This window comes from Kiloniella sp. (genome assembly GCF_048270245.1).
Taxonomy (GTDB): Bacteria; Pseudomonadota; Alphaproteobacteria; order Kiloniellales; family Kiloniellaceae; genus Kiloniella.
Genome location: NZ_JBLWTH010000005.1, coordinates 210,375 through 235,000, shown reverse-complemented (window position 1 = coordinate 235,000; position 24,626 = coordinate 210,375). Strand labels below are relative to the sequence as shown.

24 protein-coding genes are annotated in these 24,626 nt (G+C 45.2%); 18 read left to right on the top strand and 6 right to left on the bottom strand.

Annotated elements, in window-relative coordinates:
• Nucleotides 1–46: 46 nt before the first annotated feature.
• Nucleotides 47–1,195: a P1 family peptidase gene (locus ACN0W5_RS13405; protein ID WP_417454597.1), complete on the top strand. Its 1,149-nt coding sequence runs from the start codon at nucleotides 47–49 to the stop codon at nucleotides 1,193–1,195.
• Between the two features lie 132 nt (nucleotides 1,196–1,327).
• Here ACN0W5_RS13405 and ACN0W5_RS13400 read toward each other — a convergent pair whose 3' ends face one another.
• Nucleotides 1,328–1,723 (bottom strand): hypothetical protein, encoded by a 396-nt coding sequence (locus ACN0W5_RS13400; protein ID WP_417454596.1) that lies wholly within the window; start codon nucleotides 1,721–1,723, stop codon nucleotides 1,328–1,330.
• Between the two features lie 289 nt (nucleotides 1,724–2,012).
• Here ACN0W5_RS13400 and ACN0W5_RS13395 point away from each other — a divergent pair, with 289 nt between their 5' ends.
• From ACN0W5_RS13395 to ACN0W5_RS13380, 4 genes are all read left to right on the top strand, one after another.
• Nucleotides 2,013–2,510 (top strand): DUF1499 domain-containing protein, encoded by a 498-nt coding sequence (locus ACN0W5_RS13395; protein ID WP_417454595.1) that lies wholly within the window; start codon nucleotides 2,013–2,015, stop codon nucleotides 2,508–2,510.
• Nucleotides 2,511–2,732: 222 nt separating this feature from the next.
• A complete protein-coding gene (locus tag ACN0W5_RS13390) occupies nucleotides 2,733–3,398 on the top strand; it encodes a hypothetical protein (RefSeq protein ID WP_417454594.1) in 666 nt (221 codons plus the stop codon).
• Between the two features lie 53 nt (nucleotides 3,399–3,451).
• Nucleotides 3,452–5,137 (top strand): methyl-accepting chemotaxis protein, encoded by a 1,686-nt coding sequence (locus ACN0W5_RS13385; RefSeq protein ID WP_417454593.1) that lies wholly within the window; start codon nucleotides 3,452–3,454, stop codon nucleotides 5,135–5,137.
• Nucleotides 5,138–5,163: 26 nt separating this feature from the next.
• The gene (locus ACN0W5_RS13380) at nucleotides 5,164–6,429 is read left to right on the top strand and encodes a hypothetical protein (RefSeq protein WP_417454592.1); all 1,266 of its coding nucleotides are present in this window, start codon (nucleotides 5,164–5,166) and stop codon (nucleotides 6,427–6,429) included.
• 387 nt (nucleotides 6,430–6,816) lie between these two features.
• Here the strand turns inward: ACN0W5_RS13380 and ACN0W5_RS13375 are convergent, their stop codons facing one another.
• Entirely contained in the window at nucleotides 6,817–7,080 is a 264-nt protein-coding gene (locus ACN0W5_RS13375) for a hypothetical protein (protein WP_417454591.1), read from the bottom strand.
• Nucleotides 7,081–7,231: 151 nt separating this feature from the next.
• A complete protein-coding gene (locus tag ACN0W5_RS13370) occupies nucleotides 7,232–7,525 on the bottom strand; it encodes a hypothetical protein (RefSeq protein ID WP_417454590.1) in 294 nt (97 codons plus the stop codon).
• A 504-nt stretch (nucleotides 7,526–8,029) separates the two neighbouring features.
• Here ACN0W5_RS13370 and ACN0W5_RS13365 point away from each other — a divergent pair.
• The gene (locus ACN0W5_RS13365; RefSeq protein WP_417454589.1) at nucleotides 8,030–8,584 is read left to right on the top strand and encodes a hypothetical protein; all 555 of its coding nucleotides are present in this window, start codon (nucleotides 8,030–8,032) and stop codon (nucleotides 8,582–8,584) included.
• A gap of 8 nt (nucleotides 8,585–8,592) precedes the next feature.
• The gene (locus ACN0W5_RS13360) at nucleotides 8,593–9,294 is read left to right on the top strand and encodes a hypothetical protein (protein WP_417454588.1); all 702 of its coding nucleotides are present in this window, start codon (nucleotides 8,593–8,595) and stop codon (nucleotides 9,292–9,294) included.
• A 73-nt stretch (nucleotides 9,295–9,367) separates the two neighbouring features.
• Here ACN0W5_RS13360 and ACN0W5_RS13355 read toward each other — a convergent pair whose 3' ends face one another.
• Complete coding sequence (locus tag ACN0W5_RS13355; protein WP_417454587.1) at nucleotides 9,368–9,697, bottom strand: helix-turn-helix domain-containing protein; 330 nt, start codon at nucleotides 9,695–9,697, stop codon at nucleotides 9,368–9,370.
• A 263-nt stretch (nucleotides 9,698–9,960) separates the two neighbouring features.
• Between ACN0W5_RS13355 and ACN0W5_RS13350 the strand changes: the two genes are divergently transcribed.
• Genes ACN0W5_RS13350 through ACN0W5_RS13335 form a run of 4 tightly spaced genes read left to right on the top strand, consistent with a single transcriptional unit; the run spans nucleotide 9,961 to nucleotide 13,694 of the window.
• Nucleotides 9,961–10,617 carry a helix-turn-helix transcriptional regulator gene (locus ACN0W5_RS13350; RefSeq protein WP_417454586.1) on the top strand — a complete coding sequence of 219 codons (657 nt, stop codon included), beginning with the start codon at nucleotides 9,961–9,963 and terminating at the stop codon, nucleotides 10,615–10,617.
• Nucleotides 10,614–11,618, top strand: a complete 1,005-nt coding sequence (locus ACN0W5_RS13345; RefSeq protein WP_417454585.1) for a threonine/serine dehydratase — start codon at nucleotides 10,614–10,616, stop codon at nucleotides 11,616–11,618. Before ACN0W5_RS13350 ends, ACN0W5_RS13345 begins: the two co-directional genes overlap by 4 nt.
• Nucleotides 11,611–12,735, top strand: coding sequence for an aminotransferase class I/II-fold pyridoxal phosphate-dependent enzyme (locus tag ACN0W5_RS13340; RefSeq protein ID WP_417454584.1), 1,125 nt, complete (start codon nucleotides 11,611–11,613; stop codon nucleotides 12,733–12,735). The genes ACN0W5_RS13345 and ACN0W5_RS13340 overlap by 8 nt, the downstream gene beginning before the upstream one ends.
• Complete coding sequence (locus ACN0W5_RS13335; protein WP_417454583.1) at nucleotides 12,732–13,694, top strand: hypothetical protein; 963 nt, start codon at nucleotides 12,732–12,734, stop codon at nucleotides 13,692–13,694. Before ACN0W5_RS13340 ends, ACN0W5_RS13335 begins: the two co-directional genes overlap by 4 nt.
• Before the next feature lie 29 nt (nucleotides 13,695–13,723).
• On the opposite strand, the gene ACN0W5_RS13330 is transcribed toward ACN0W5_RS13335, so the two are convergent.
• Nucleotides 13,724–14,368 carry a hypothetical protein gene (locus ACN0W5_RS13330; RefSeq protein WP_417454582.1) on the bottom strand — a complete coding sequence of 215 codons (645 nt, stop codon included), beginning with the start codon at nucleotides 14,366–14,368 and terminating at the stop codon, nucleotides 13,724–13,726.
• Between the two features lie 353 nt (nucleotides 14,369–14,721).
• Here ACN0W5_RS13330 and ACN0W5_RS13325 point away from each other — a divergent pair, with 353 nt between their 5' ends.
• The 6 genes from ACN0W5_RS13325 (at nucleotide 14,722) to ACN0W5_RS13300 (ending at nucleotide 21,887) form a co-directional block, all read left to right on the top strand.
• Complete coding sequence (locus ACN0W5_RS13325) at nucleotides 14,722–16,248, top strand: ABC-F family ATP-binding cassette domain-containing protein (RefSeq protein ID WP_417454581.1); 1,527 nt, start codon at nucleotides 14,722–14,724, stop codon at nucleotides 16,246–16,248.
• Between the two features lie 163 nt (nucleotides 16,249–16,411).
• Nucleotides 16,412–16,873, top strand: coding sequence for a hypothetical protein (locus tag ACN0W5_RS13320; protein WP_417454580.1), 462 nt, complete (start codon nucleotides 16,412–16,414; stop codon nucleotides 16,871–16,873).
• Between the two features lie 494 nt (nucleotides 16,874–17,367).
• Nucleotides 17,368–18,063 (top strand): GntR family transcriptional regulator, encoded by a 696-nt coding sequence (locus ACN0W5_RS13315; RefSeq protein ID WP_417454579.1) that lies wholly within the window; start codon nucleotides 17,368–17,370, stop codon nucleotides 18,061–18,063.
• A gap of 17 nt (nucleotides 18,064–18,080) precedes the next feature.
• Nucleotides 18,081–18,998 carry a dihydrodipicolinate synthase family protein gene (locus ACN0W5_RS13310; protein ID WP_417454578.1) on the top strand — a complete coding sequence of 306 codons (918 nt, stop codon included), beginning with the start codon at nucleotides 18,081–18,083 and terminating at the stop codon, nucleotides 18,996–18,998.
• A 4-nt stretch (nucleotides 18,999–19,002) separates the two neighbouring features.
• The gene (locus ACN0W5_RS13305; protein WP_417454577.1) at nucleotides 19,003–20,508 is read left to right on the top strand and encodes an aldehyde dehydrogenase; all 1,506 of its coding nucleotides are present in this window, start codon (nucleotides 19,003–19,005) and stop codon (nucleotides 20,506–20,508) included.
• Between the two features lie 35 nt (nucleotides 20,509–20,543).
• Nucleotides 20,544–21,887, top strand: a complete 1,344-nt coding sequence (locus tag ACN0W5_RS13300; protein ID WP_417454576.1) for an NAD(P)/FAD-dependent oxidoreductase — start codon at nucleotides 20,544–20,546, stop codon at nucleotides 21,885–21,887.
• Nucleotides 21,888–22,186: 299 nt separating this feature from the next.
• Here the strand turns inward: ACN0W5_RS13300 and ACN0W5_RS13295 are convergent, their stop codons facing one another.
• Nucleotides 22,187–22,933, bottom strand: a complete 747-nt coding sequence (locus ACN0W5_RS13295) for a GNAT family N-acetyltransferase (RefSeq protein ID WP_417454575.1) — start codon at nucleotides 22,931–22,933, stop codon at nucleotides 22,187–22,189.
• A gap of 284 nt (nucleotides 22,934–23,217) precedes the next feature.
• Here ACN0W5_RS13295 and ACN0W5_RS13290 point away from each other — a divergent pair, with 284 nt between their 5' ends.
• Nucleotides 23,218–24,573, top strand: a complete 1,356-nt coding sequence (locus tag ACN0W5_RS13290; protein WP_417454574.1) for an HlyD family type I secretion periplasmic adaptor subunit — start codon at nucleotides 23,218–23,220, stop codon at nucleotides 24,571–24,573.
• Nucleotides 24,574–24,626: the final 53 nt, after the last annotated feature.

The following is a 24,626-nucleotide window of genomic DNA, read 5'->3' as shown; positions in this document are numbered from 1 at the left end:
CCGGGGAAGAACCAATGATCTTTACCCAAAATGGAAACGAACCGTGATGCCTGATACTTTATCCGATAGCCAAAGGATGACACCTGCCGGGAAAATGAGAGCTGCGGGATTAGGGTTAAAGTTTCCAGGTGAGCCGGGGCCAAACAATGCGATCACGGATGTTGCGGGGGTTAGCGTCGGTTATACCACCCTAATTGATGGTGATGGTTCTTTGAAGGTGGGGCAGGGGCCTGTGCGAACGGGGGTGACGGCCATTCTTCCCCGGCCCAGGGAAGATGTGTGTACGCCGGTTTTCGCCGGGTACTTTTCCCTAAACGGTAATGGTGAACTAACCTCGTCTCACTTTCTGGAAGAAGTGGGACTGATGTCGTTGCCGATAACGATTACCAATACTCATGCCTGTGGCTTGACCCGTGATGCGACCTTGCGATGGGCCAATCGGGCTTTCCCGGATGAATTCGCGGACAGCTTTGGGCTGCCCGTTGCTGCGGAAACCTATGATGGGTTTTTAAATGACATCAATGGATTTCATGTCACTGATGATCATGTGTCCCAAGCCATCGAAGCCGCAATAGACGGCCCTATTGATGAAGGCAGTGTCGGCGGCGGTACCGGAATGAAAAGCTTTGATTTTAAAGCTGGGTCTGGCACAGCATCTCGACGGGTACAGTACGGTGATGTGGCTTATACTGTTGGCGCTTTTGTGCAATCAAACTTTGGCAAGCGGGGTGATTTGACCGTTTTAGGGTATCCCCTTGGCAAAGAGCTTTCCGAACCCAGAATGGTTGAGAAAACGAGAAGTACTGAACTCAGTTCTATCATTGGTATCATTGCAACGGATGCGCCTCTGCTGCCTCATCAGCTCAAGCGTTTGGCACGGCGGGCCGCATTGGGTATGGGCCTTACCGGAGGGATTGGGGCCCATGGATCGGGCGATATCTTTTTAGCCTTTTCCACAGCCAACCATGATGTACTGGCATCGAAAGAACAGGTTGTTCAAAACGTTTCTTTTATCCCCGATACAGATTTGGATTTTCTGTTCAAAGGGGTGATCCGATCAATGGAAGAAGCCATTATTAATTCGATGGTGGCCAACGAAGATATGGAAGGGCGCGATGGGAATTTTGTCCCTGCGTTGCCTCATTCGGCCCTCAAGGAATTGGTAAAGTGGCTTCGGGAAAGGGCTGAACGATAAGGGGATAGAAAAAGGTAGGTCAAAAGACCCTACGTAAAAGGCGTCGGTTGATACCTTGCTGTGACTGACGGGTGTTGTGGGCGAGAAGCAAGCATTAAAGGCTAATGCTGGGGGCAATAATATAGCTACAGGCTAGGGGCGCTGGTCTTCGGGCAGATCTTGTATCAGCTTGTTGGCAAGTTTCGTCCACTCGTCAATCAGGGCTTTTGCCATAATAACCTTGCCCATGTTTTCTGGCGAGGGCGCGGGCGTGTCTTGAGCCGTTAGTCCTTCTATAATGACACGAACCTGTTCCGGACTTACCTGTACCCTGAAATGGTCCGTGTTTCTGTTGTTGATATCCTGAGCTGATTTTTCCAATGGCGTACCATGAACGACGTTGCGGATTGTCAGGGCCAGTTCAGGGGTCTGTTTACGCAAAATCTCATAAGTGAACATCAGGCTGCCGCGGCTAAAGACATCGGGAGTATTGTCAATATGTTGGGAATTTGGATCAGAGGAACAGCGGGAAGAAATTTTTAATGACATAAGGGTGTTTTCCTCGCTATCGTGTTTGAATTATTATATTTTTACCACATCGTTCCTGTATTTCTCGGTTATATCTTACGCGTAAAGAGTTAACGAGTATTCAATTCTTTTCAAAGAACCTGCGGCACCGTGGTTGTTCATTGTAAATCGAAGATCTAACAACTTGATTTGAGGACGGCCAGAATGACCAGAGATCCCCCTACACTCATTTATAAACACCTAAACGCTATAACCGTAAAATAAAGACAAATGCCGCGAAGCAAGCTCATAGGAAGAAGAGAAAGCATTCATGATATTTTTGAAGTTGATTATGGGGACCTTGATCGGGATCAGTCTTCTTTTGCTGGTTGCTTTGGTCTTTATCGGCCGGGATAGGGGCCTCGCGTTGTTTTTTGGTCCGGTTGACGCACAAAAAATTGATTTTGTAACCTTGTCGCTGGCGCCAACGCCAAATCAGTTTCTGGTCTGCCCCAAAGGTTATTGTAATGCGCCAAGCGATCTTGAAAGCCCGGTGTATAACCTTTCGGTGGATGCGCTAAAGGCCGAATGGATGGCACTGATGAATAAGCAGCCGCGGATAGAAAGAGGGGCTGTGGATAGCGAAAATCTTCAGTACGATTTTATTCAACGTACAGAATGGATGCGTTATCCCGATAGCATTACTGTCCGCTTTATTCCGCTTGGCCCCACAACATCGACCTTAGCGATCTATAGCCGTTCTCACTATGGGAAAGATGATTTTGGGGTGAATGAGCAGCGGGTCAATAATTGGCTATCCGAGCTGTAAGTCGGGCTATAAACTTGGTTAAAAGTTTGTCGGTTTTATCTTATGGGAACCAGAAATAGGTTTAAATGATTCTTAATGCCTTGGCCATACGATCATATGTTTGGCAATCTATGGTTCGGGTTTTGGTATTTGAATTGCAAAAGATCAGAGTAAACTGACGCAGACCAGACTATACGCAGAAATATGTGACCATAGGAAAAACGTTTTGGGGAAAGGAACGTTATGAGTATGTTTTTTGGTTTTCTGATTAAGAAAATAAAACGATTAGCTGTTACACCTAAATCTGGATTTCGCACCAATGTCTGTGCATGTTTACTCGCGACGACTATTTGGGGACACCCTGTTTATGCTGAAACGACAGCTCCTTCGAAAAGCCTGATTGACGATGCTGCGGTTGAAACGATTAAAAGCTGGCTTCAAAATGCAGTCGTCGAAATTTCTATTACCGCACAGAATAAAAAGTACGGTGCAATCTCTCAGAGTGAAGTGGATGCCCTGGACAAACAATGGCGTGCAGAGCGGGAAAAAGAAGATCAGCCGCTTATCGCAACAACATTGAGTAGTCCGTTATCAAATTATCTTACACAAATTCAAGCCGCGTCCGGTGGTCTGTTTACCGAGATATTTATTATGGATGCAAAAGGTTTGAATGTTGGACAATCGGCCATTACATCTGATTTTTGGCAAGGGGATGAAGCAAAATTTAGCAAGACTTACCCCAATGGATCTGATGCAATATTTGTGGATGATCCAGAATTCCATGAAGCGACCAAGACATGGCGAACCCAGGTAAATCTTACAGTCTCTGACGCTGGTAACAAGCCAATAGGTGCTGTGACTGTTGAATATAATCTTACTGAATTGGCACGTCGACGCACGGGTAACTAGAACCGTCTTGTACCACCGACCAATTCGTTTGATGAAGTAAAAGGGATTTACCAATGCAATTTTTCAGAAATTTAAAGATAGCCCATAAACTCATTCTAAGTTTTTCATTACTTGTTGCTGTTACACTTTTGATGGCAGTGGTTTCTTTTTCGGCGATTGATGATATCAAATCAGCAGATGAGAAAATTGATAAGGCCAATAAGCTTGAGCTTGCCTATAATCAATATAAAGAATCATTTTCCAATCAACGTCAGGGGCTGCTTTATTACCTTTTGACGGGTGATCGTTCGGGATTACAGCAGTTTAATGACTTTTCGCTTACAACAGAAAAATATTTTACTGAATTGAAAGCATTATCTGCGGGGCAAGATCAGGTTACGGGGTCTGTTCAATTGTTGTCGACCCATTATCAGACATGGGTCGATAAGTTTGCGAATTCACAAATTCAGTTGATGCGCAATTACCTCACTGTTAATCAGGCGCGGGCGATCGAAGTTTCCGGGTTACCACAGGAAACAATCGCAGAATTCGACGCCATCGCGGTAGAGCTCAATAATCAGTTGAACCAAATTTCTGTCGAGGCGGCTTCCGTCAAAGAAGGAGCATTTGGCAAGTTTACAATAACAATTATCGTCTCTATCTCGGTATTGGCTTTGGCGGCCATTTTCTTGGCCTTTACCCTTACCCAAGCAATTTCGACCCCGCTTAGTCGGATAACGCAAAAAATGAGTGAGCTAGCCAGCGGAGAGCTTGATATTGAAATTCAGGGTGCCAACCGTCAAGACGAAGTTGGTGGCATGGCACGGGCTGTTGAGGTGTTTAAAGAAAACGCTATTGAGCAACGCGAAATGCGTTCATTGGAAGAAGCCAAGCAGGAAACGGAAAGAAAACGCCATGAAAGCATGGAGCGTTTAACAAAAGATTTTGACGCAACAATGGGTAGCGGTTTGGAAGTGGTTACAAAATCGGTTTTAGACGTTTCTCAATCTGCGACAACAATGGTTGGTAATGCAGCTCAAACCGGAACCTTGTCACAAGAAGCGTCGGCGGCGATTGAAGAAGCATCAGCAAACATTCAGACGGTTTCTGCGGCGACCACACAGCTAACGTCTTCTATTAGCGAGATTTCACGCCAGATGAACCAGACTTCCGGGGCTTCTCAGGCGGCTGTGACCGAAGTTGAACAGGCTAATTCTAAGGTTGTGGAATTGAACGACGCAGCAAAAAGTATCGGTCAGGTCGTGCAAATCATTAGTGATATTGCCGAGCAGACCAATTTACTTGCGCTTAACGCAACCATTGAAGCTGCCCGCGCGGGCGATGCAGGAAAAGGTTTTGCCGTTGTGGCAAGTGAGGTCAAACACCTTGCGACGCAAACCGGGCAAGCCACCGAGGAAATTGGCATTAAAGTAAATGAAATCCAAAACGAAACCGCCTCTGCTGCCGATGCCGTACTGGGTATTGGCGATACAATTCGTAAGATTGATGAACTGACAGGGGCAATTGCCAGTGCTGTTGAAGAGCAAGGTGCCGCAACCAGCGAAATAGCCCGAAACGTGGAAGAGGCAGCGCAAGGGGCAAACGAAGTCGCCAGTGTTGTGCAAAAAGTTGCACAAGCGGCAGAAGAAACAGGTAAACTCGCGGAAAATCAGCAAAGTGTGATTGGTGAAATGGGCCGTAATAACGATGCGTTAAAGCAAGATATCTCTATCTTCTTGACAGAGGTAAAGGAATTGTAATTATTCCTGTAAAAATCGGAGATAAAGTGCTTTTTCGTGAAAAGTTTATTGCTTTTTTTCTGACCTGTTTTTTCTCCCTGTCTGTCTGTTTTACGGCAGGCGCAGATGATGTCGTCAAGCTGAGAACATACCTGCATCCACCCTATCAGCTTTTGGATGGTAAAGAGCTGACTGGAACAGGGGTGCAGGCCGTACGGTGTGTTTTTACGCAAATGGGGCATCAATATCAGATTGCTTTATCCCCGCCGAACAGAAACCGTTACATGTTTGAAAGTGGAAAGATAGATGGCCTTTTCCTCAGCATTCCAAATAGCGAGCTAAGTCGATCGGGAATTGCAACAGAGCCTTTGGGGCTTGAAAGGTGGAAGTTTTTCCGTCTCGCCGTGCCATTAAATATCTCAAGGAAACCAGTCCCTGATCTAGATGACAGAATTGGCAGTGTTCTTGGGTCAAATGAAGGGATTTGGCTGACACGGCGGCGATTTGAGAAAAGGGCTTTTTCAAGTGACATGAAAAGCCTGATCAAAGTTCTATTAAACAAACGGATAGACTATGCGTTGGCTGACGAGGCTGCTTTTTTACAAGCCGCAAAAGAGTATGATTTAAGCCTGGATAGTGTGGGGTCATCCTTTGTGCGCTATGTCCCTCTTGTCGCATATTTTTCGCGGGATTTCCTAGCACAGAATGCGGGCTTTATGGATCAGTTCAATAATCAGATTGATCTTTGTCCGGCAGGTACTAAACAGCTTACTAAACCTGAAAAACAAAGGCTTTCCGAACTGGCAAAGTTGTTTGTTTCACAAAGGGATTTGCAAAGGGCTATCACCGAACAGATTGCAGAGAACAGGGCAGATAAAAGCCAGGATGATAACAAAAGGCAACAAGATGCAACGTGGATAGAAGCCCGAAAAAATAAAAGTCAAACAGAGACCCTCTTTATGAAATTTATTTTGGGGAATGATTTATCAAAAAAATTAAATAACCTGAAACAAAACTCGAACGGTAAAATTTCAGAAGTTTTTGTTTTTGATAACCGAGGTTATATATTGGGACTTAGCCAAATTACATCTGACTACTGGCAAGGCGATGAAGAAAAGTACAGCCGTATTTTTGAAGATAATGAACCGATGAATTTTTCTCATATTCAGTTCGATAGTTCGACGCGAAAGTTTCAGGTTTCGGTGACAATACCCGTTTTTAACCCTGACACAGGGGAAAAAGTTGCGGGTATTACCTTTGGTTTTGATGCTGATATTTCTCTTAGTGATTACCCTGCAATGAAACCACTTTAGGGATAGTAATAATTGTCTGTCATTTGGATGAGGGCGTTAAACTAATTTTAAAGACTCTCAGGCAGACTAAAATCTGTAAATAAGGTGCTCCTTAAGAAATTTGCTCGCAAGATAATGGGGCCTTTGGCTTTGGAAATCAAAGTCCAGATGGTTAGCCCAAAAGACTGTTCCAGAAATCTGGGTCCAACAAAAAGCAAAAATAATAAGGAAGACTGCAATGGTATTACTTAAACCTCTACTTTCTCTTTTAATTCATTTAAGCCAGATTTTTGATATGCCTAAATCTGAGGTACCTTGTCGTATTCCGATTAGACTACATCAGAAGAAAAGAAAATAGCCGCTTCATTCGCCGATTCCATCCGTACATGATCTGCATGTCTCAGAAAGCTATTCCGAAATGGGTGTGCCATCTTCTTTGAAGTAAGCATTGGGTTTGTTTCGCCCGCGGAGCGTATCGATGAATAAACGCGTGAAAACCTTTAACATCAGGCTTAGTGGGAACTTTTCTGCAGACTTTTCCGCTTTTGGCATTTCCTGCGAGAGTATTGTAGGGGGCTTTATCGCGCCCTGTTCCATAATGGAATAGCGTACAGGCCCCAAACTTTTGTCACAGGCATTATCTTTGCCCATAAAGGTATGAACGATACCCAAGAAGGGAATCTTATTCGGGAAATAGTACTGACTTGGTGAAGGAGAACAATAGCTTTTAAGGCTGCTTATTTGATTCTCATAATAAAGTTCAAAAAAATCCCCGGCTAAGGGAAGCCGGGGAAGTTAGCAAGTTGACACAAACTATACTTGCTCAGGGTAGGGAGGTTTTATGCTTTGAAAAGAGGTCATAGAGAGAATGACTGTGAATATTGGCCTTTTGGGAGAAAGCCAACAGTTGTGATTGAGGGCGATAATGAATTTTAAGAAAATAATAAAAAGCAAAATATTTTGAAATTATGGTTCTCGCCAAAGAGACATTTTTAAAAATAAAATTTGTAATAAATGCATTGGAAAAAGGAAGCCAGAATGAGCTGGTACTGGAAGTGTTTAAATTCTGATCTTCGCCGCCGAGATATCTTGTATGATATTCTGCATAAACAGTCATCTTGGTGTCCCCTAGTGGTTTCGCTAAACACTCAGGTAACGCACTGACGTCAACAACTTTCCAAACACTATAACCTGAAAATACGTCTTTTGAGAAGCAAAACTTCACTTAGCTGTAATAGTGGTTGTATATTTGTGGTTTGAAAGGGGCTATATTTGGGGTGTGTGGCTTGTTTTGTAGGGGGGTAGCTGATTGTGGAGTTTTTTGGAATACAGCATCTAAGAACGTAGAGGTGGTGAGGCTTAGGGGCAAATGAGTTCTGTTAAATAGCACCTATTAACTGGTTAGTTGATGCCTTTTGGCCTGCTGAAGACCCGAATGGCAATGAACTTGCTATGTGGTCAGATAAGTAGTGCATCCCCTTTTCGCAATAAAACTCAATATAACGGCTTTTGAATGACAGACGGTTACCATAAATCGTCAAAAACATCTTTGGCGAGAGAAACGTAGTTTTAGCATTTATTCTGGCGAGTGTTCGTTCACTTTAAACGTTAGGATAAGATGATGACCAAATCTGTTATTGAAGTCGCGATTGTTAAAGGTCTTGATGAATTGGAACTTGCCTATGCCATCAGGCGGGAAGTTTTTATGATTGAGGGGGGGGAGCCCGAAGAAGAGCAGTTTGATGGCAATGATCTTTGTTCTGTTCATTTGATTGCCAAATGGAACGGAGCCGTTTGTGGGACGATGCGCATTCGCATTATTTCCATGGACGGAGGAGGAACGGCGATATGGGAGCGATTGGCCGTTCAGAAAAGTGCCCGAGAAAATAACCCCTGGATTTTTCGTTCCATGCTCTTAAATGCTAAGCGTTATACGGAATTAATGGGCCTGAAAACGGTTATTGGTATTGTTGAGAATCCCAAGCTGATGCGGTTCTGGCGGCTTTATGGTTTTAAACCGACAGGGGAAAAGCCGTTGAATTATCGCGGGCATGACTATATTCCGATTAAATTGTCTTTGGCGGGCAGGAAAAACGAAGATACCATGGACCAAGAGGTTACGTTGCGACAGGCTGTTCGTGCTTTTCCCGATGTTTTTGCCCAAGCACAAGGATAAGTGTAAGTGTGAAAGAGTTGAAATTTGCCAAAGATATTCTCCAGGCGGAAACGCCTGGAGAGACCAAAGACCTGATTATCGGCTTAGGGTTCAATGGTTTGTTCTTTCAACGCTGGTACCCGGATACGATGGATAACTGGGAAGGACACCTTGCCGAGGGGTTTCAGGAACACTATTACGCAGCACAAATCTACCGTTTTTGCCCCGTCGCGAGAGTTATTCACCAGTGGCATCGAAGTTACACCTTTGCGGAGGCTCGCAAGGCTATTTCTGTTGACCTAGAACAGGCCGTGGTTGCAGAAAAATTGTGGGCGTTTTTTGGAATGGACGATGGCGTTGTTATTTTTTCCGGCCGATATAACCTGAAATCGGCCTTGGTTCTGACAACAAAGGGACCGGCTGAGGCCTTGTATGGTAAGTATGCCGGGCTATTGGCTTTGGCGGCGGAGAAGCTGGATCAACAGCTTTACCCCGGACATTCTTTGTTGCGACAACTAAGCCGAGATAATATTACCTTGTCGCCAATACAGCAAAAAATTCTAAAGTTACAGATTAGTCACCCGGAATTATCGAACGCTGCCATGGCTGAGACACTGGGTATTTCGGTGAATACCTTATTTGCACACCATAAGAAAATTGCGAAAAAAGAAGGTGTAACGACCTTCACAGGTGCCATTGTTAAGCAGCTTGAGAAAAAAGTAGCTGAATAGATCTGAACATTCTGATCGCCGATCTACAAAGCTGTTTGGAACGTGGGTTCCGGCTGATGTGAGGCTTTGGGTCTTAGACTGCCTTGCTTTGTTGGCCTTCAATAAAATTCTCTAAATGATTGATGGCTTCTAAGGCTTTGGATAAATAGCTTTTTTTACAAGCCGGAGCACGTTTTTTCGTGTTGACGATGCTGGAAACACTGACCCCGAGTACATTGGCTATATCTTGTAATAGGGGAGGAACAACTTCGATTTGTCCTGCTTCACATTGATGAATATAGGATGATTTGACACCGACTTGGTGGGCAAGATCATCTTCGGACATATTTTTCAATAGTCGGGTATAGCGAATGTTGACACCAATAGTGGTATTGCGTGTGGGAATATCGTTAATATTTGGCACGTAAAAATTCCATCAGCCATCAGCCAATCGGGATGATCAGCAGTAAGAAATAATGATGAAGCCGAAGGTTGAACCAACGGATTGTTATTATGAGGTAATCACATAACAATATATGCATTAGTATATTTTTTATTTGAAACTTACACAACTTAAAAGTTTAACGTCGGGCCTCGTTCTCGGGGTGGTTTTTTATTGGTCGGGAATTAAATTGAACGAAAAATATTTCTGGACTCATATTCTAAATATAGACTATATGTCTATATATGGAGAAATTTGACAATTACAAATCGATGGCAGACGGGGTTGCAGCATTAATGCATCCCCATGCTGAAGTCGTGATACACGATCTGAAAATGCAAGAGATTGTTTATCTGGCGAATAATTATTCTAACCGCGAAATTGGGTCACCGTCCCATATGGACGAGGTGGAATTTACCGAAGGCGATCGTGTGCTGGGGCCTTACCGCAAGGTGAATTGGGACGGTAAAATCCTTAAGTCCATCAGTGTCGTCATGCGAAATAGTGAAGATCAGGCCGAAGCTATGATCTGTATAAACCTGGACATGTCTGAAATGAACCGGATGCATCAAGTTCTTGGCATGATGCTGGGGGCACCGGAAGAAGGCCTAAAAGAAGGCAGTAAGCCCGAAGAGAATAATGGAAAACAAAGCGACAAGATTGACGCCCTGTTCCGTGATGATTGGCATGAGCGGATCAATATCTCCATTCAGGATTGGCTACAAGAAAACGGGCTTAGCTTGCAAGCGCTTGGACGAAGTCAAAAGCGTGATCTGGTTATTGCTCTGGAAGCGAAAGGTGCTTTTCAGGGGCAGGGGTCGGCTAACTATGTGGCCCGTTGCCTGGGGCTTGGGCGCGCCACCGTTTACAAGTATCTAAAAGAACAAAGGGGATCGGCATGATCATAGATGATCGCAATCTGGTCGAGGAAATTGTTGCAGCCAATCAGCGTATTAAGGCTGTGGATGGCGGTGTACGCGAAACGCCACTGGACGAAGCGCCATCCTTTAGTGAGCGAACGGGTGCAACCTTTTTACTAAAGGGTGAGCATTTACAGCGGACGGGTTCCTTTAAAATGCGCGGGGCGATGAACAAGGTTTTGACCTTGTCAGAAGAACAACGCGCAAAGGGTATAACCACAGCATCAACTGGAAACCATGGTATGGCAACGGCCCAAGCCGCTAGCGTTGGGAATGTCGAAGCCACAATCTATTTACCAAATTCAGTTTCTCCCTTGAAGCATGGGAACATCACCCGAATGGAGGCGAAGACCGTTTTGGTCGAAGGCACCTGTGTGGATAGTGAGCGTACGGCAAGAGCAGCAGCAACGAAGCAGGGTATCACCTATGTTTCAGCCTATGCTGATCTGGATGTTATCGCCGGACAAGGAACAATCGGTTTAGAGCTGGCGACACAATGTCCTGACCTTGCCGCTGTTTATATCTGTGTCGGTGGTGGTGGGCTTATTTCTGGCGTGGGAAGTTATCTTAAGTCGTGTTTGCCTGATGCGGATATTATCGGGTGCTGGGCCGAAAATGCCGCGTCCATGCATCACTGCTTGGAAAAGGGCGAAATCTATGATGCGTGGGAAGCCGACACGCTTGCCGATGGATCCGCAGGTGGTGTTGAAGAAGGCACCGTTACCTTTCCGATTTGCCAGCAGGTTATTGATCGTCATGTCTTGGTGAGTGAGGAAGAAATTGCGCAGGCTATGCGCGATGTTGCGGCCAATGAACGCTTTATTGTTGAGGGATCTGCGGGTGTTGCCGTTGCTGCGGCCCTTAAAACCGGAAGCGATTATCAAGGCAAGAAGATCGCGGTTGTGATCTGTGGGCGTAATATTGGCTACGAGACATTTTGTGATGTGCTCAACTCAGTAGAGGGAGAGAAAAGAAATGCGTAATTTTTCACTGGAAACTTTCTTTTCTGACTGGGAGTTCAAAGCCAGATACCATATGACGGCGTCTGATATTCAAAGCATGACGATTAATGAACTTTTGGCAATGGCAAGCGAAGAAGACCGCGAAAAGTTTTATGATCTCTCGTTAAGTTATACGGAAACCTTTGGTCATCCGCTGTTACGGCAAGAAATTGCCAATACTTATGACGGGTTAGCATCGGAAGATATCTTGTGCTTTGCCGGTGCAGAGGAAGGCGTTTATGTGGCCATGCGGGTTCTGTTGGAACCGGGGGATCATGCCATTGTTGTCGTGCCCAATTATCAGGCGGCGGAAACACTGCCCCTTGATATCTGTGATGTAACGGGTGTTCCGCTCGATCCGGATGATAACTGGTCGCTGGATATGGACGCACTGGAAGAAGCAATCAGACCCAATACTAAGCTGATTTCCATTAACTTTCCTAATAATCCGACAGGAGCGATTTTAAAACGCAGTTCTTTTGATCGTTTGATAGAGCTTTGCCGTGCTCACGGAATTTATCTATTCAGTGATGAGGTCTATCGGGGGATTGAACGGGACGAGAGCTTGCGATTGCCACAGGCAGCAGATGCCTATGAAAAGGCCCTGTCGTTAAATGTGATGTCAAAAGCCTATGGATTACCAGGGTTACGTATTGGCTGGATTGCCTGTCAGGATAGGGATCTTCTCAAACGTTTGGAGTGTTACAAACACTATCTGTCTATATGTAATTCCGGGCCGAGCGAATGGTTGTCGATTATTGCCCTGCGCTCGCGGGAACAGATTCTCGCGAATAACCGTAAGCTGGTCAAAGAAAACGCAGGTAAGTTAACAGCATTTTTCGATGAATTTCCCGATCTGTTTGACTGGCAGGTGCCAGATGGAGGCTGTGTTGGTTTTCCGTCATACAAAGGTAAGGGAACAACGGATGAATTTTGTGAAGACTTGATCAATAAATCTGGCGTGCTGTTGTTACCGCCACGGATTTACAAATCCGACTTGTTGCCTGTCACCTGGAACCGTTTTCGGATTGGCTTTGGTCGCAAAAATATCGATGAAGGATTGGCCGCTTTTCGTGCTTATCTCAAGAGCAACACATGAATACTTTACCGATCATAACACTTGATGAGATCAAAGCTTGTCTTAGCGAGGATGATATTCTCTCTGCCGTAAAGGAGGCTCTGATTTCTCATGGTCGGGGAGAGGTAAATTCACCGCCGCCGGGTATTTTGCAATTAGATAATCCGGCAGTCGGAGAGTGCCACATCAAATACGGTCATCAAAAAGGGGCTGATACCTTTGTCGTAAAGATCGCAAGCGGCTTTCGCGATAATCGCAATCTTGGCCTGTCCCCCAACAGCGGGATGATGCTGGTCCTTAGTGCGCAAACGGGGGCACCTGTCTGTGTCTTGGATGACAAAGGGTGGCTTACTGATATTCGCACCGCAGCGGCGGGGGCTTTGGCGGCACAGGCTGGCGCACCGGATCAAGTGACGACTGTGGGGATAATTGGTACAGGAGAACAAGCACGGTTACAGGCACAGTGGGCGTGCCGTTTGTTGGGGGTGAAGTCTGTCGTCGTTTATGGGCGCAATCCTCAACAGGTGACAAAATACATCAATGACATGACAGGGCAGGGCTATGAGGTCCGCATTGCACCAGACGTGCAGGGCCTTTTAGCGCAATGTAATCTTATTATTACAACAACCCCGTCATCCAAAGCTTTAGTCATGAAAGACGAGGTACAACCGGGCACCCATATTGTTGCCATGGGAACGGACAATCCGGGCAAACAGGAACTGGATCCTGCATTGTTTGAAAAGGCTGCGGTCATTATGGTCGATGACCTTGCCCAATGTGTCCATCACGGCGATCTGGGGCATGCAGTACGTGGCGGTTTAATCCCTGAAGATCAAGCGATTTCATTAGGACTTGTCTTGGCTGGGAAGAAACCGGCGCGGCAGAATGCCCGGGACATAACGATCGCCGATCTGACCGGAATTGCGGCCCAGGACATCGCCGTGGCATCATTGGTTTGGAAGCGGAAGAGAGGTGTATAAGTCTTCAATATTACTTGTTAAAGTGTGAGCTAAGTTGCTTTGAGTGGGGCAACTACATTTCTAAGCTTTTTTGAGTTGGTTAGTTTTTCGCCAATTCGTTTCATGGTTTCTTCTAAACTTTCATTTGTAGCCTCCCCTAATGCATTTGCTCCCCCTGAACAGGCTGTACCTGCCGGATGTAGTGAATCTTTCTCTGCTGTTACTGTCGTGCCTAGAATGCGTTCTTCTTGTGAATTAACAATGATGCTGGCAGCTATTTCGACCTCAGCTTCAATTTCACCTGACCAAAAGCCTTGAATGACCGAAATTTTTACATCAAGGTCTTCAGCTTCTATGATTACAATTCCATCATAATTCAATGATGCTAATTGTCCTTTTGATAGTGGCTTATCGACAAGTTCAATGTTTTCAAATAAATCTTGGGTTGTTTTAAATACAGAAATTTCAAAGGATTTCTGTGCATCAATAGGAAATTTATGTGCAGAACAAGTGAAACCTCTAACTTTGTATGTTCCCTTCATTTCATCAGAATCCACATACAAGGCATATGATCCAGGGATCTTGTTTTCATAGCTAGAATAAACATTATAAGCTGGGCTGACACTGGTTGTTGCTTGATACGAACAAGCTGCCAGAACAAAAGATAAAGCAAGAACAGTGACAAGCTTATGCATAAATTATTCCTTCAAACGGTTAAGAATGCTATTAACTCATAATTGCATGTTTTTATTTTTTTGGTTCCTTTGGTTGAGTACATGCTATGTAATCTTAAATCAAATAAATTGTATCTATGGGTTGTTTTTGTTTTAAGGATACAGTGTTTATGTGCAAAGGGCGTTACTATAATTCTTTGATTTATTTAGTCTATATTTCTTGATTTATCTGAAATATGGTTGCATGCTCGTCTAATACTTCTACCTTTCCCAGTCTTTCCCTGTTTTCCATGGGGGGCTATCTCACGGGCGAAGGGCTTATGTTGTAAAGGTAGTGCTACAAATTTGATTCTGTTGCGCTTCTCGAGACCGTTATGACACTTTTAAATGCCAAAGATCTGGGCATTACCCTTGGTATGCCGCTTTTCTCAAACCTGAATTTTTCCATCAACAAGGGTGATCATATTGGCTTGGTTGCTGCCAATGGTCGTGGGAAATCCACGCTGTTAAGTTGCCTTGCTGGCGGGTTAGAGCCAACCGAGGGGGATATCACCCGCACACGGGGGCTAAAGGTCGGGTACGTGGAACAAAATGTTCCCGAAGAACTCATGACACAAACTCTGTATGATGCGGTGCTTTCGGCGTTACCGACAGAACAGGCAGAATACGAAAGCTGGCGCGTTGATGTTGTGCTGGATGATCTGGCCGTTCCTGTAGAGCTACACAGTCGTTTGGTCGGCGAACTGTCTGGTGGCTGGCAACGCGTGATGCTGCTTGCCCGCGTGTGGGTGGGCGAACCTGACCTGTTGTTAATGGACGAGCCAACCAACCACCTTGATCTTTCGCGCATTGGCTTTCTTCAGAACTGGCTGGGGACTGTGGCACGGGATACACCGATACTGGTGGCTAGCCATGATCGTGCTTTTCTGGATGCCGTAACCAATCGAACACTTTTCCTGCGGGAAGATCAGTCACAAGCTTTTTCCCTGCCCTATAGTCAGGCACGGACGACCTTGGATGAAAGTGATGCGGCAAAAGAACGGCAGTTCGAAAATGATAGCCGCAAGGCACAACAGCTAAGGCGTCAGGCTGCGAAGCTCAAGAACATCGGGGTCAATTCCGGTAGTGATTTGCTGATCACCAAAACCAAACAACTCAAAGAACGTGCGGACAAGATTGAGCAGCAATCCCAAGCGGCCTATAAAGACAAGTCGGCGGGGGCGATCAAGCTTGTCAATTCTGATACCCACGCCAAGGCTTTGATCACACTGGAAGAGGGGGAAGTCACAGCCCCTGATGGCAAGGTTTTGTTCAAGAACCCGCCACTTTGGATCAAGCGCGGGGACCGTATTGTTTTGCTTGGCCGAAACGGAACCGGGAAGACCCAATTGATCCGCATGGTACAACAGGCCGTTCTGGGGGAACACCCGACGATCAAATCCACACCAACCGTGGTCATGGGCTATTCCGATCAGGCGTTGTCCCAACTAGATGACAAAGCAACACCACAAGAGATCATCACGGAACGTTTCGATGTCGGCGATCAACGTGCGATTGCGTTGCTGGCCGGGGCAGGCATTAATCTGGATATGCAAAGCAAGCCCATCGGGGCGTTATCCGGCGGACAAAAATCCCGTCTTGCGATGCTGGATCTAAGACTGCGCAATCCAAATTTTTATCTATTGGATGAACCAACAAACCATCTGGATATTGAGGGACAGGAAGCGCTGGAAGAAGAATTACAGGCCCATAATGCCAGCTGTCTTCTGGTCAGCCATGACAGGGCCTTTGTGCGCAACACGGGCACCAGATATTGGTTGATTGAAAACAAACGCTTGAAAGAAATCGATGGTCCGGAAGACTTCTTCGCCGCTTCGTTGGGGGAACAGTTATCCGGGTAAGAAGTACCCTTTGTTAAAGTCCCTCTGTCTCATGGGTAAGGGGTGTATTTGTCTTTGCTCTGGATTTAATTTTTTGATGAAAAGATCTATTGGTATGTGGAAAAATATTTGTACGTTGTTACTGGTTTTCGTTCTTTTTGCCTGAGATGAACCTGCTGATCTTGTGAATAGCCAGTCCTATGAAAAGGATGGTGTTCGCTTTATCTTACCGGGGAACTGGAAGGTTGTCGGTGACAAAAGTGAGGAGGGATTTCGTTATATTGATATCGCAACATCCACCGATGCGGTCGCCGGAATTTCAGTATTCAGTAATGGTGCAACGATCAAGCTAGAGGATTATGTCAATCTGATCATAGACAGTTTTAATGATTTACTGCCTGTTGGATCAAGAGACAGAGGTGGCATCGTAGAGTTCGAAGTTGATCAAAACGACAATGTTGAAAAGGCACTTCGAAATCAGTTTTCTGTTACCCTTGCGGATGTAGAGGTTCCCCATACCGCAGATTTTTATGAAATGAATGTTCAAACTGATCGCGTGATTATTTTTACGCAAACAACAAATAAGCAAAAAGAGCTGGTTCAAAAGGGATTTGATCAATTGATCCAAAGTTTTAGACAAGATTAAATATCTCTGATCGGGATCCCTGAAAAAACAATTTTCGAAAAGATACCCTCAGAAAAAAACATCCTTGCATGTATTAAACATCCGGGGGTGTTTTTTGTTAGCTGTTTAAGTTGGTGCCTTCCCTGTCGAGAACAGCAATTTGACTCGGAAATCATTCAGGTTCCAAACCGTTTGAATTGGCGAGCATGGTAATGGTCGCCAAAAGAGTTTGAGAGTTAGAGTTGCCCCGCGAGATAGCTATAACCCAGTCATCATAAAATTTGATTTGGCCCCCTCCAAGTCATAACAGGAATGGATTTGGGGCAAAAATACTCTCGATTCATTTCTGTTCTGAAAATAATTATAACGATAAATTTTGTTTTTTATCAAATTGTTATTGGTGATGTTTAATGTGAAAATTATTATTGTATACAAATTGTATTTTTAATGTATAAATTTAACTTCCTTAATCATTAACGCAGAGGGATAGCCGTGTTGCGAAATGAGTCTATCAAATGAAGGATGATGCCAAAAAGCGGAAGCGGGCGATGTCAGAGGTTCTTAAACGGGAAATACTGACCCTTGTGAGAAAGCCGGGATCTGATTTGGACGAAGTTCAGCTTTCCGAAGAATTCTCGCTTTCAAGAACACCACTTCGGGAAGTTTTCCGTGAATTGGCTGGCGAAGGTTTTGTGGAATTACGCGAAAATCGTGGGACAAAAATATCTGATATGAGTCACATGACATTGCGGGATTTCTTTCTTGCTGCGCCGATGATTTATGGTGCTGTAATGAGGTTGGCAGCCCGTAATGCCCTGCCTGATCAAATTGAGAACCTAAAAGCTGCGCAAGAACGCTTCCGAGATGCCTTGCGTAGCGGGTCAAGTGCAGACAGGGCTTTGTCAAATAATCGTTTTCACGAGATCACGGGTGAAATGGCCGATAATATTTATCTAAAGCCGAGCTTCAATCGGCTATTGATTGACCATGCACGCATTGGCATGACCTTTTATCGTCCCCAAGATCATAAGATGGTTGAGAACTTGACGGCTGCGAGTGATCAGCACGACGCTATTATTACAGCGATTGAAAACAGGGACGAAGTCGCGGCCGCTCAGTTGGCGACTGATCACTGGAATCTTTCACGCCATCAAATAGAACTTTTTGTGATGCCCGGTCAGCTGGATATACCGCTTGGCACATTTTCTTAAATACATGTGAGGATGCAATGACCCCGATTATGCAGTTTGAGGGCATATACACACCGCTCGTAACACCTCTCTATTCGGATGGCAGTGTGAACTATGATGCTATGTCTGAGGTTATCGAAAATTTGATTGCGAAGGGTGTGCATGGGCTTATCTCAGGTGGATCAACCGGTGAGAACTATGCGCAAGATGTCAATGAACGACTTGAAATTGCACGTTTTACCAAGCAGCAGATAAAGGGGCGATTACCCCTGATCGTCGGGACGGGTGCAATGATGACGCCGGACTCTATTGCTCTTGCATCAGGGGCCAAAGAAATGGGGGCTGATGCTATTCTAGTCGCGACACCGCCTTATTCAGTTCCTACAGAGCGTGAGAATGCGCTCAATGTTCTTGCGATTGATAAGGCCGTCAATCTGCCGATTATGCTTTATAATTATCCGGGGCGAATGGGGGTACATATGGGGGAAGATTTTCTCGATCGTGTCGCCCGGTCTCGCAATATCTGTGCAATCAAGGAAAGTTCCGGAGATATCAATCGGGTACATTTGCTGGCGCGTGATTACCCACATATACAAATGTCGTGTGGTATGGACGATCAAGCATTGGAATTCTTTGCCTGGGGGGCCAGAAGTTGGGTGTGCGCCGGATCAAATTTCTTAGCGGATGAACATATTGCACTGTATCAGGCCTGCGCTGTGGAAGGGAATTTTGATAAAGGGCGGCGCATTATGTCCGCCATGATGCCGCTGATGCGGGTTCTGGAACAGGGCGGTAAATTTATTCAATGTGTAAAGCACGGGGTTACCCTTGATGGCATTGATACGGGGCCAATGCGTCCTCCTCTCAAGGGGTTGAACAAGGATGAGAAGCGCGCCTTGGAACAGGTTATTCAGGTGTTGAAAACAACAATTGCAAAAATCCGGGCAGAGGACTGAATTCATGAATTTATTAACGACAGAAGAATATAAATCAATAGCTTCAGATCTGAATTTTCCTTGCAACCCTTATATTGACGGGGGGTTTAGACCCTCTGTTTCGGGAAATACATTTCAGACCGTAAACCCGGCAACTGGCGAGGTATTAGGCGAAATTTCTGCGTGTGATAAAAAGGATGTTGATTTTGCTGTATCCAAAGCGCGTGAATCATTTGAGGATGGCAGATGGTCAAAAATGCCACCGTCTGAACGCAAGGAAATATTAGTTCGTCTGTCTGTTCTGTTATCAAGAAATGCTCGCGAATTTGCTGTGATGGAAAGTCTGGATAGTGGCAAAAGCATATATGATTGTGAAACAGTCGATATTCCTGAAACAGTACACTGTCTTAAATGGCATGCTGAAGCAATCGACAAAATATATGATCAAGTCGCACCCGCGTCGGATAATCACCTTGCTATGGTTGTTCGCGAACCAATCGGTGTTGTTGGCTTGGTCCTGCCGTGGAATTTTCCTCTTTTAATGCTGGCCTGGAAGATTGCCCCTGCACTTGCCGCAGGATGTTCCGTTGTTGTAAAGCCTGCTCAGGAAACGACGTTGACGGCGCTTTACCTTGCTGAATTGGCCACAAGGGCTGGCTTGCCAAAAGGGGTTTTGAATGTGGTGCCGGGCGGTGGTGCTGAGGTAGGCGAGCCGTTGGGTCGGCATATGGATGTTGACATGATTTCTTTTACAGGATCAACGCAGACAGGTAAGCGATTTTTGACCTATTCTGCGGAATCAAATGTGAAGGAAGTTGTTCTGGAAATGGGGGGGAAGAACCCCTGTATCGTGATGGATGATGCTGAAAATCTGGATAAGGTTGCGCAGCATGTGGTTAACGGTGCTTTTTGGAATATGGGGGAGAACTGTTCGGCAATTTCACGGTTGATTGTTCATCGTGATGTAAAGGAAGAATTACTTTTCCGTATCAAAAGTCATGCGCGTCATTGGAATATAGGTGACCCACTTGATCCTGAAACCCGAATGGGGGCTTTAGTTTCCAACGCCCATTTTGAGAAGGTGTGTGAATATCTTGAGAAAGCAAAGGCCGAGGCGATCTATCTTGGGGGGCAGTCACATCAAGGAGCTTTTGTAGAACCAACAATTGTTGAGTTAGAGAGCCATGATAACACTTTGGCACGGGATGAAATATTCGGCCCAGTATTATCGGTGATAACTGTCGCAAGTTATGATGAAGCCATAAAACTTGCGAATGATACGAACTATGGCCTTGCTGCATCCATATTTACGGGAAATGCCAAACGTGCTCTTCGTGGTGCTCGTGCCATTCGGGCGGGTACTGTAACGGTTAACAGTTATGGTGAGGGTGATATCTCTACGCCTTTTGGCGGGTATAAACAATCTGGGTTTGGCGGGCGTGATAATTCCCTTTATGCGCATGATCAATATACACAACTAAAAACAATCTGGCTTGACTTGGCTGATGATAATGATGACGTGGTGGATTAGCTAAGAACATGTCGTGTGAGTAAGATAAGGTGATTATGAAAACGTATCGGGCAAAACAGATTCCTGAACACAGAGGTCGGGCAGCATGGAGGGATATCTTACCGCCGCGCCCGGTCAATGAACCTTTGACGCAAAATATTACGGCCGACTTTGTTGTTATTGGTGCTGGTTTCGCCGGGCTTTCAGCCGCGCGACGTTTGATGCAGCTAAATCAAGGGGCGAAGGTTGTTGTGCTGGAGGCAAGGGAAATAGCCGAAGGGGCTTCTGGTCGTAATTCAGGTTTTATGATTGATCTGCCTCATGACTTGTCGTCCGATGATTATGCAGGACAAACACAAAGCACTGATTTGAAGATGATCAGTCTTAACCGAATGGCGATTGATTTCGCAAAAAAGGCTGTCGAAGAATATGGTATCAATCCAGCTTATTTCGATCCAGCGGGAAAAGTAAATGGCGCGGCAAGCCCATCAGGGGTGCAGCGTAATGTGGATTACGCAATGCATCTTGATCGTTTGGGCGAGCCTTCTCAAATGCTGGATGCTCAACAGATGCTGGAATTGACCGGTAGCTCGCATTATCTTTCTGGTCTTTACACGCCGGGTACAGCAATGTTGCAGCCTGCCGGATATATTCAGGGACTGGCCGATGGTTTGCAACAAACAATAAGCATTTATGAAAACACACCTGTTAAGGCTTTTGCTAAAACCGGGATTGATTGGTGTGTTGAAACCCCAAAGGGAAATGTTTCTGCGGCCTGTATCATTATTGCTAACAATGGTCACCTCGAGAGTTTTGGTTTTGCACAGGGACGGTTAATGCATATTTTCCTCTATGCTTCCATGACCCCGGATCTTGATGATGACATGCTAAAGAAACTTGGTGGGCAGCCCCGTTGGGGAATCACACCATCAGATCCTATGGGGACAACTGTTCGACGGATTGACACCGTTTTGGGGGGGAACCGTATTATTACCCGAACCTGCGCAAGTTTTTTGCCAGATATGGTGGCATCAAAGCAGGCTGTTACAAGGGCCCTTGCAGTACAGGAGCGAAAGTTCAATGACCGTTTCCCTGCGTTATCCGGGCTGCAAATGGAATATAGCTGGGCAGGACATTTATGCCTAAGTCAAAACAATGTTTCTGTTCTGAAGCAGGTAGAAGACAATGTTTTTTCTGCATGTTGCCAGAATGGGTTGGGAACTGCGCGAGGAACAATGACAGGTATCGGTGCTGCGGAACTTGCCAGTGGTCATTGCAGTGAGATCACAAAAGTGTTTTCGAATGAGCCTGAACCCAAAAAACTACCACCCCGTCCATTTTCTACAATTGGTGCGAATGTTTATTTACGCTGGAAAGAATGGCGTGCCGGACGCGAATAGATTTTTCCCATTTCTTTGTTATACTCAATCAATGCTCGTTCCTGTCTTGTTTAAAGTTAACTGAGATGTTGCCAGTGTTCTTTAGCATTGAAGGTGCTCTTTGCATCGAAAGGGAATACAATGTTTAATTTATAACGCTTTGTCGAAGACTGTTGCGCCGCTGTGCGGACAGACAAAACACACAAATGCTTCGCAGAGATATTTGATCGTGCCTTTGTGCGCTTTCTTTTCTGTCGCGAGCTCAAAAAAATAGCCAGTTGCCGTAATCGGCTAGGATACGATAATAGATGTTCTGTGCTTTAACCGATTAATTTATCGAGGTGCCGTTGTGCCTTCATTTCTAATGTTACCAATTCACCTTTATAAAACACACTGTTGATGATCCATGGGATAGGCATAGCATGTCCAGCTTTCTGACTGGAAATTTTGTTGATTGTTAAAGGGATGCCTTTGGAAGTCGCATATTCGCGTAATGCGTTGTTGGTGTAAAACTCTGTGAATGGGCAAGTATTGGAGTAATAAGCCGTGATCCCCTCTGTTTCTGGCGATACTCCTTTGCGCGCGGTGTCAAAAAAATGAGGAAAATCAGCCTCACTATTTAGCTTCAGGCCCCATAATTTGAAGAATGGTGGCGCTTCGTCGATCACAGTGAAGCCATTATGGGCAAGAAATTTCGGATCTGTCATGAAAGGGCGTTTTTTGTCACTTGATACCGCCACAATACCGTCCATGGCTCTTGCATCATTCAGGCATTGCTGAAGAAGGGCTTTGCCATGCCCCTTTCCTTTGAACTGTCCGCTAACCCAAAAGCAGTTGATTACCATAAAATTTTTGCCAGAGATGGGTAACCAGGAGTGTGCAATAGGCACATATTCTATGAAGACTTTGCCGCGTGCATCGCCTTTGTGGAAGCGATATCCATTGGCAAATTGAGTGCGTAACCAGTCTTTTTTTGCAGCATATCCATCTGCACATTTTTTGTCGCTGATCGCACAGCAAATATGGTGATTTTGCAGCAATTCATCGTTGAGTGTCAGGTATTCCAAGACAGCCTCCATATCGATTATTTGTTTAGTATACAATGTTGCTAACGGCGGGCAAATAACTCACTTTTAAATCAAATGATTACAGGTCTTTGTTGTTTTCCATTATCCAATTCTTCACAGTTATGTGGTTGATTTATAATAATGCCTCGCCTTTCGATCAGAAGAGGTATAGCTTTGGCAAACCTGCCAGGGTGATAAGACCACGCCCACTATACGTACTGCACTATTGAAAAATTGTAGCAGATCCTCTTAATAAAGTTAGATGACTGAAGGGAAAGACGATTATGTCTTCCATGTCCAGAACAGAGGAAGATCTGCTCTTTATGTCAGATTTACAATCTGCCGAGCTTCGTAAGGGCCGTAAGGCTGCCTATGTATTAACTTTTCTCTCTTTTTTCTTTTTTATTGCTTTCTTTATCTGGGCGTCCTTGACCGAATTGGATGAAGTTACCCGGGGCGAGGGTACGTTTACGCCAGCCCAAAAGACACAAATTATTCAGAACCTTGAAGGCGGGATTATTTCTGAAATCCTAGTGAAAGAAGGTGATACTGTCGAAAAGGGAACTATTCTAGTTCGGATTAATAACTCGTCAGCTCAGGCAAGTGCGGATGATCTGGAAGGTCAGCGAAGAATACTTTCGATTTCGGTTATGCGAATGATGGCAGAACTGAATGATACGCCGTTGGAATATACCGAAGAGCAAATGAAGACTTCGGCGGATGAAGTTGATGATCAGATGGCGCTCTATTCCGCACGAAGCAATCAGCAGTCTTCGCAAATACAGGTGATTGAAAACCAGACACGGCAACGGGAACAAGAAATTTCCGAGGCAAATAGCCGGATAGGGCAGTTGCGGAACTCGCTTGGTCTTGCCCAACAAGAACGTAACATCACCAAGCCTTTGGTGGATAAGGGGGTTCTGCCTCGCCTACAACTTATTCGTCTGAACCGCGAAATCGTGGATTTGGAAGGGGAAATCAAAACGCTTGGGGTTAGTTTGCCACGGTTAAGGGATGCCGTTCTGGAATCAAAACAACGCCGCGATGAAATGATCCTGACGACCAAGGCTGAACTGTCTGATGAACTGAACCGGGCACGATCAGAGTTGAAATCTGTCACCGAGAGTATGGAAGCCGGGGCAGATACCGTCAGACGTACGGATGTGAAATCACCTGTTCATGGGGTCGTTAAGGAGTTGAAGCGTAATACGGTTGGTGGTGTTATCCGTGGCGGCGAAGATATCGTCGAAATTGTTCCTTTGGATGATACATTGATTGTCGAGGCTAAAATCCGCCCATCTGACCGTGCGTTTTTGCAAAAGGGTCAGAATGCCACGATTAAGGTTTCTGCTTATGATTTTTCTGTTTATGGTGGCATGAAAGCCAAGCTGGAACGGATATCGGCAAGTACCATCAAAGATGAAGAAGGAGAAAGTTTCTACCGGATTTATCTGCGGACTGATGACAACAAAATCATCAGTAAGGGTAAAGAGCTTGAGATTATTCCAGGTATGACCGCCAATGTAGAAATACTGACGGGTAAGAAATCTATTCTGGATTATCTATTAAAACCGATTTTCAAAGCTAGAAATTCCAAAGAAGAAACAGTGCAACCAAAAGAGGTTGAAGAGGGCACGTAGGGTTCAATCGTAAGCACGTAGTTTATTTACTGATACCGGTATAAAATGCTAAG

Excerpts from the sequence above, each read along its gene's own strand:
- ACN0W5_RS13350 (WP_417454586.1), top strand. The coding sequence starts at position 9,961 with ATGGAGAAATTTGACAATTACAAATCGATGGCAGACGGGGTTGCAGCA.
- ACN0W5_RS13315 (WP_417454579.1), top strand. The coding sequence starts at position 17,368 with ATGAAGGATGATGCCAAAAAGCGGAAGCGGGCGATGTCAGAGGTTCTT.
- ACN0W5_RS13300 (WP_417454576.1), top strand. The coding sequence starts at position 20,544 with ATGAAAACGTATCGGGCAAAACAGATTCCTGAACACAGAGGTCGGGCA.
- ACN0W5_RS13405 (WP_417454597.1), top strand. The coding sequence starts at position 47 with ATGCCTGATACTTTATCCGATAGCCAAAGGATGACACCTGCCGGGAAA.
- ACN0W5_RS13325 (WP_417454581.1), top strand. The coding sequence starts at position 14,722 with ATGACACTTTTAAATGCCAAAGATCTGGGCATTACCCTTGGTATGCCG.
- ACN0W5_RS13385 (WP_417454593.1), top strand. The coding sequence starts at position 3,452 with ATGCAATTTTTCAGAAATTTAAAGATAGCCCATAAACTCATTCTAAGT.
- ACN0W5_RS13335 (WP_417454583.1), top strand. The coding sequence starts at position 12,732 with ATGAATACTTTACCGATCATAACACTTGATGAGATCAAAGCTTGTCTT.
- ACN0W5_RS13395 (WP_417454595.1), top strand. The coding sequence starts at position 2,013 with ATGATATTTTTGAAGTTGATTATGGGGACCTTGATCGGGATCAGTCTT.
- ACN0W5_RS13370 (WP_417454590.1), bottom strand. The coding sequence starts at position 7,525 with ATGACTGTTTATGCAGAATATCATACAAGATATCTCGGCGGCGAAGAT.
- ACN0W5_RS13340 (WP_417454584.1), top strand. The coding sequence starts at position 11,611 with ATGCGTAATTTTTCACTGGAAACTTTCTTTTCTGACTGGGAGTTCAAA.
- ACN0W5_RS13330 (WP_417454582.1), bottom strand. The coding sequence starts at position 14,368 with ATGCATAAGCTTGTCACTGTTCTTGCTTTATCTTTTGTTCTGGCAGCT.
- ACN0W5_RS13290 (WP_417454574.1), top strand. The coding sequence starts at position 23,218 with ATGTCTTCCATGTCCAGAACAGAGGAAGATCTGCTCTTTATGTCAGAT.
- ACN0W5_RS13400 (WP_417454596.1), bottom strand. The coding sequence starts at position 1,723 with ATGTCATTAAAAATTTCTTCCCGCTGTTCCTCTGATCCAAATTCCCAA.
- ACN0W5_RS13310 (WP_417454578.1), top strand. The coding sequence starts at position 18,081 with ATGACCCCGATTATGCAGTTTGAGGGCATATACACACCGCTCGTAACA.
- ACN0W5_RS13365 (WP_417454589.1), top strand. The coding sequence starts at position 8,030 with ATGACCAAATCTGTTATTGAAGTCGCGATTGTTAAAGGTCTTGATGAA.
- ACN0W5_RS13305 (WP_417454577.1), top strand. The coding sequence starts at position 19,003 with ATGAATTTATTAACGACAGAAGAATATAAATCAATAGCTTCAGATCTG.
- ACN0W5_RS13390 (WP_417454594.1), top strand. The coding sequence starts at position 2,733 with ATGAGTATGTTTTTTGGTTTTCTGATTAAGAAAATAAAACGATTAGCT.
- ACN0W5_RS13345 (WP_417454585.1), top strand. The coding sequence starts at position 10,614 with ATGATCATAGATGATCGCAATCTGGTCGAGGAAATTGTTGCAGCCAAT.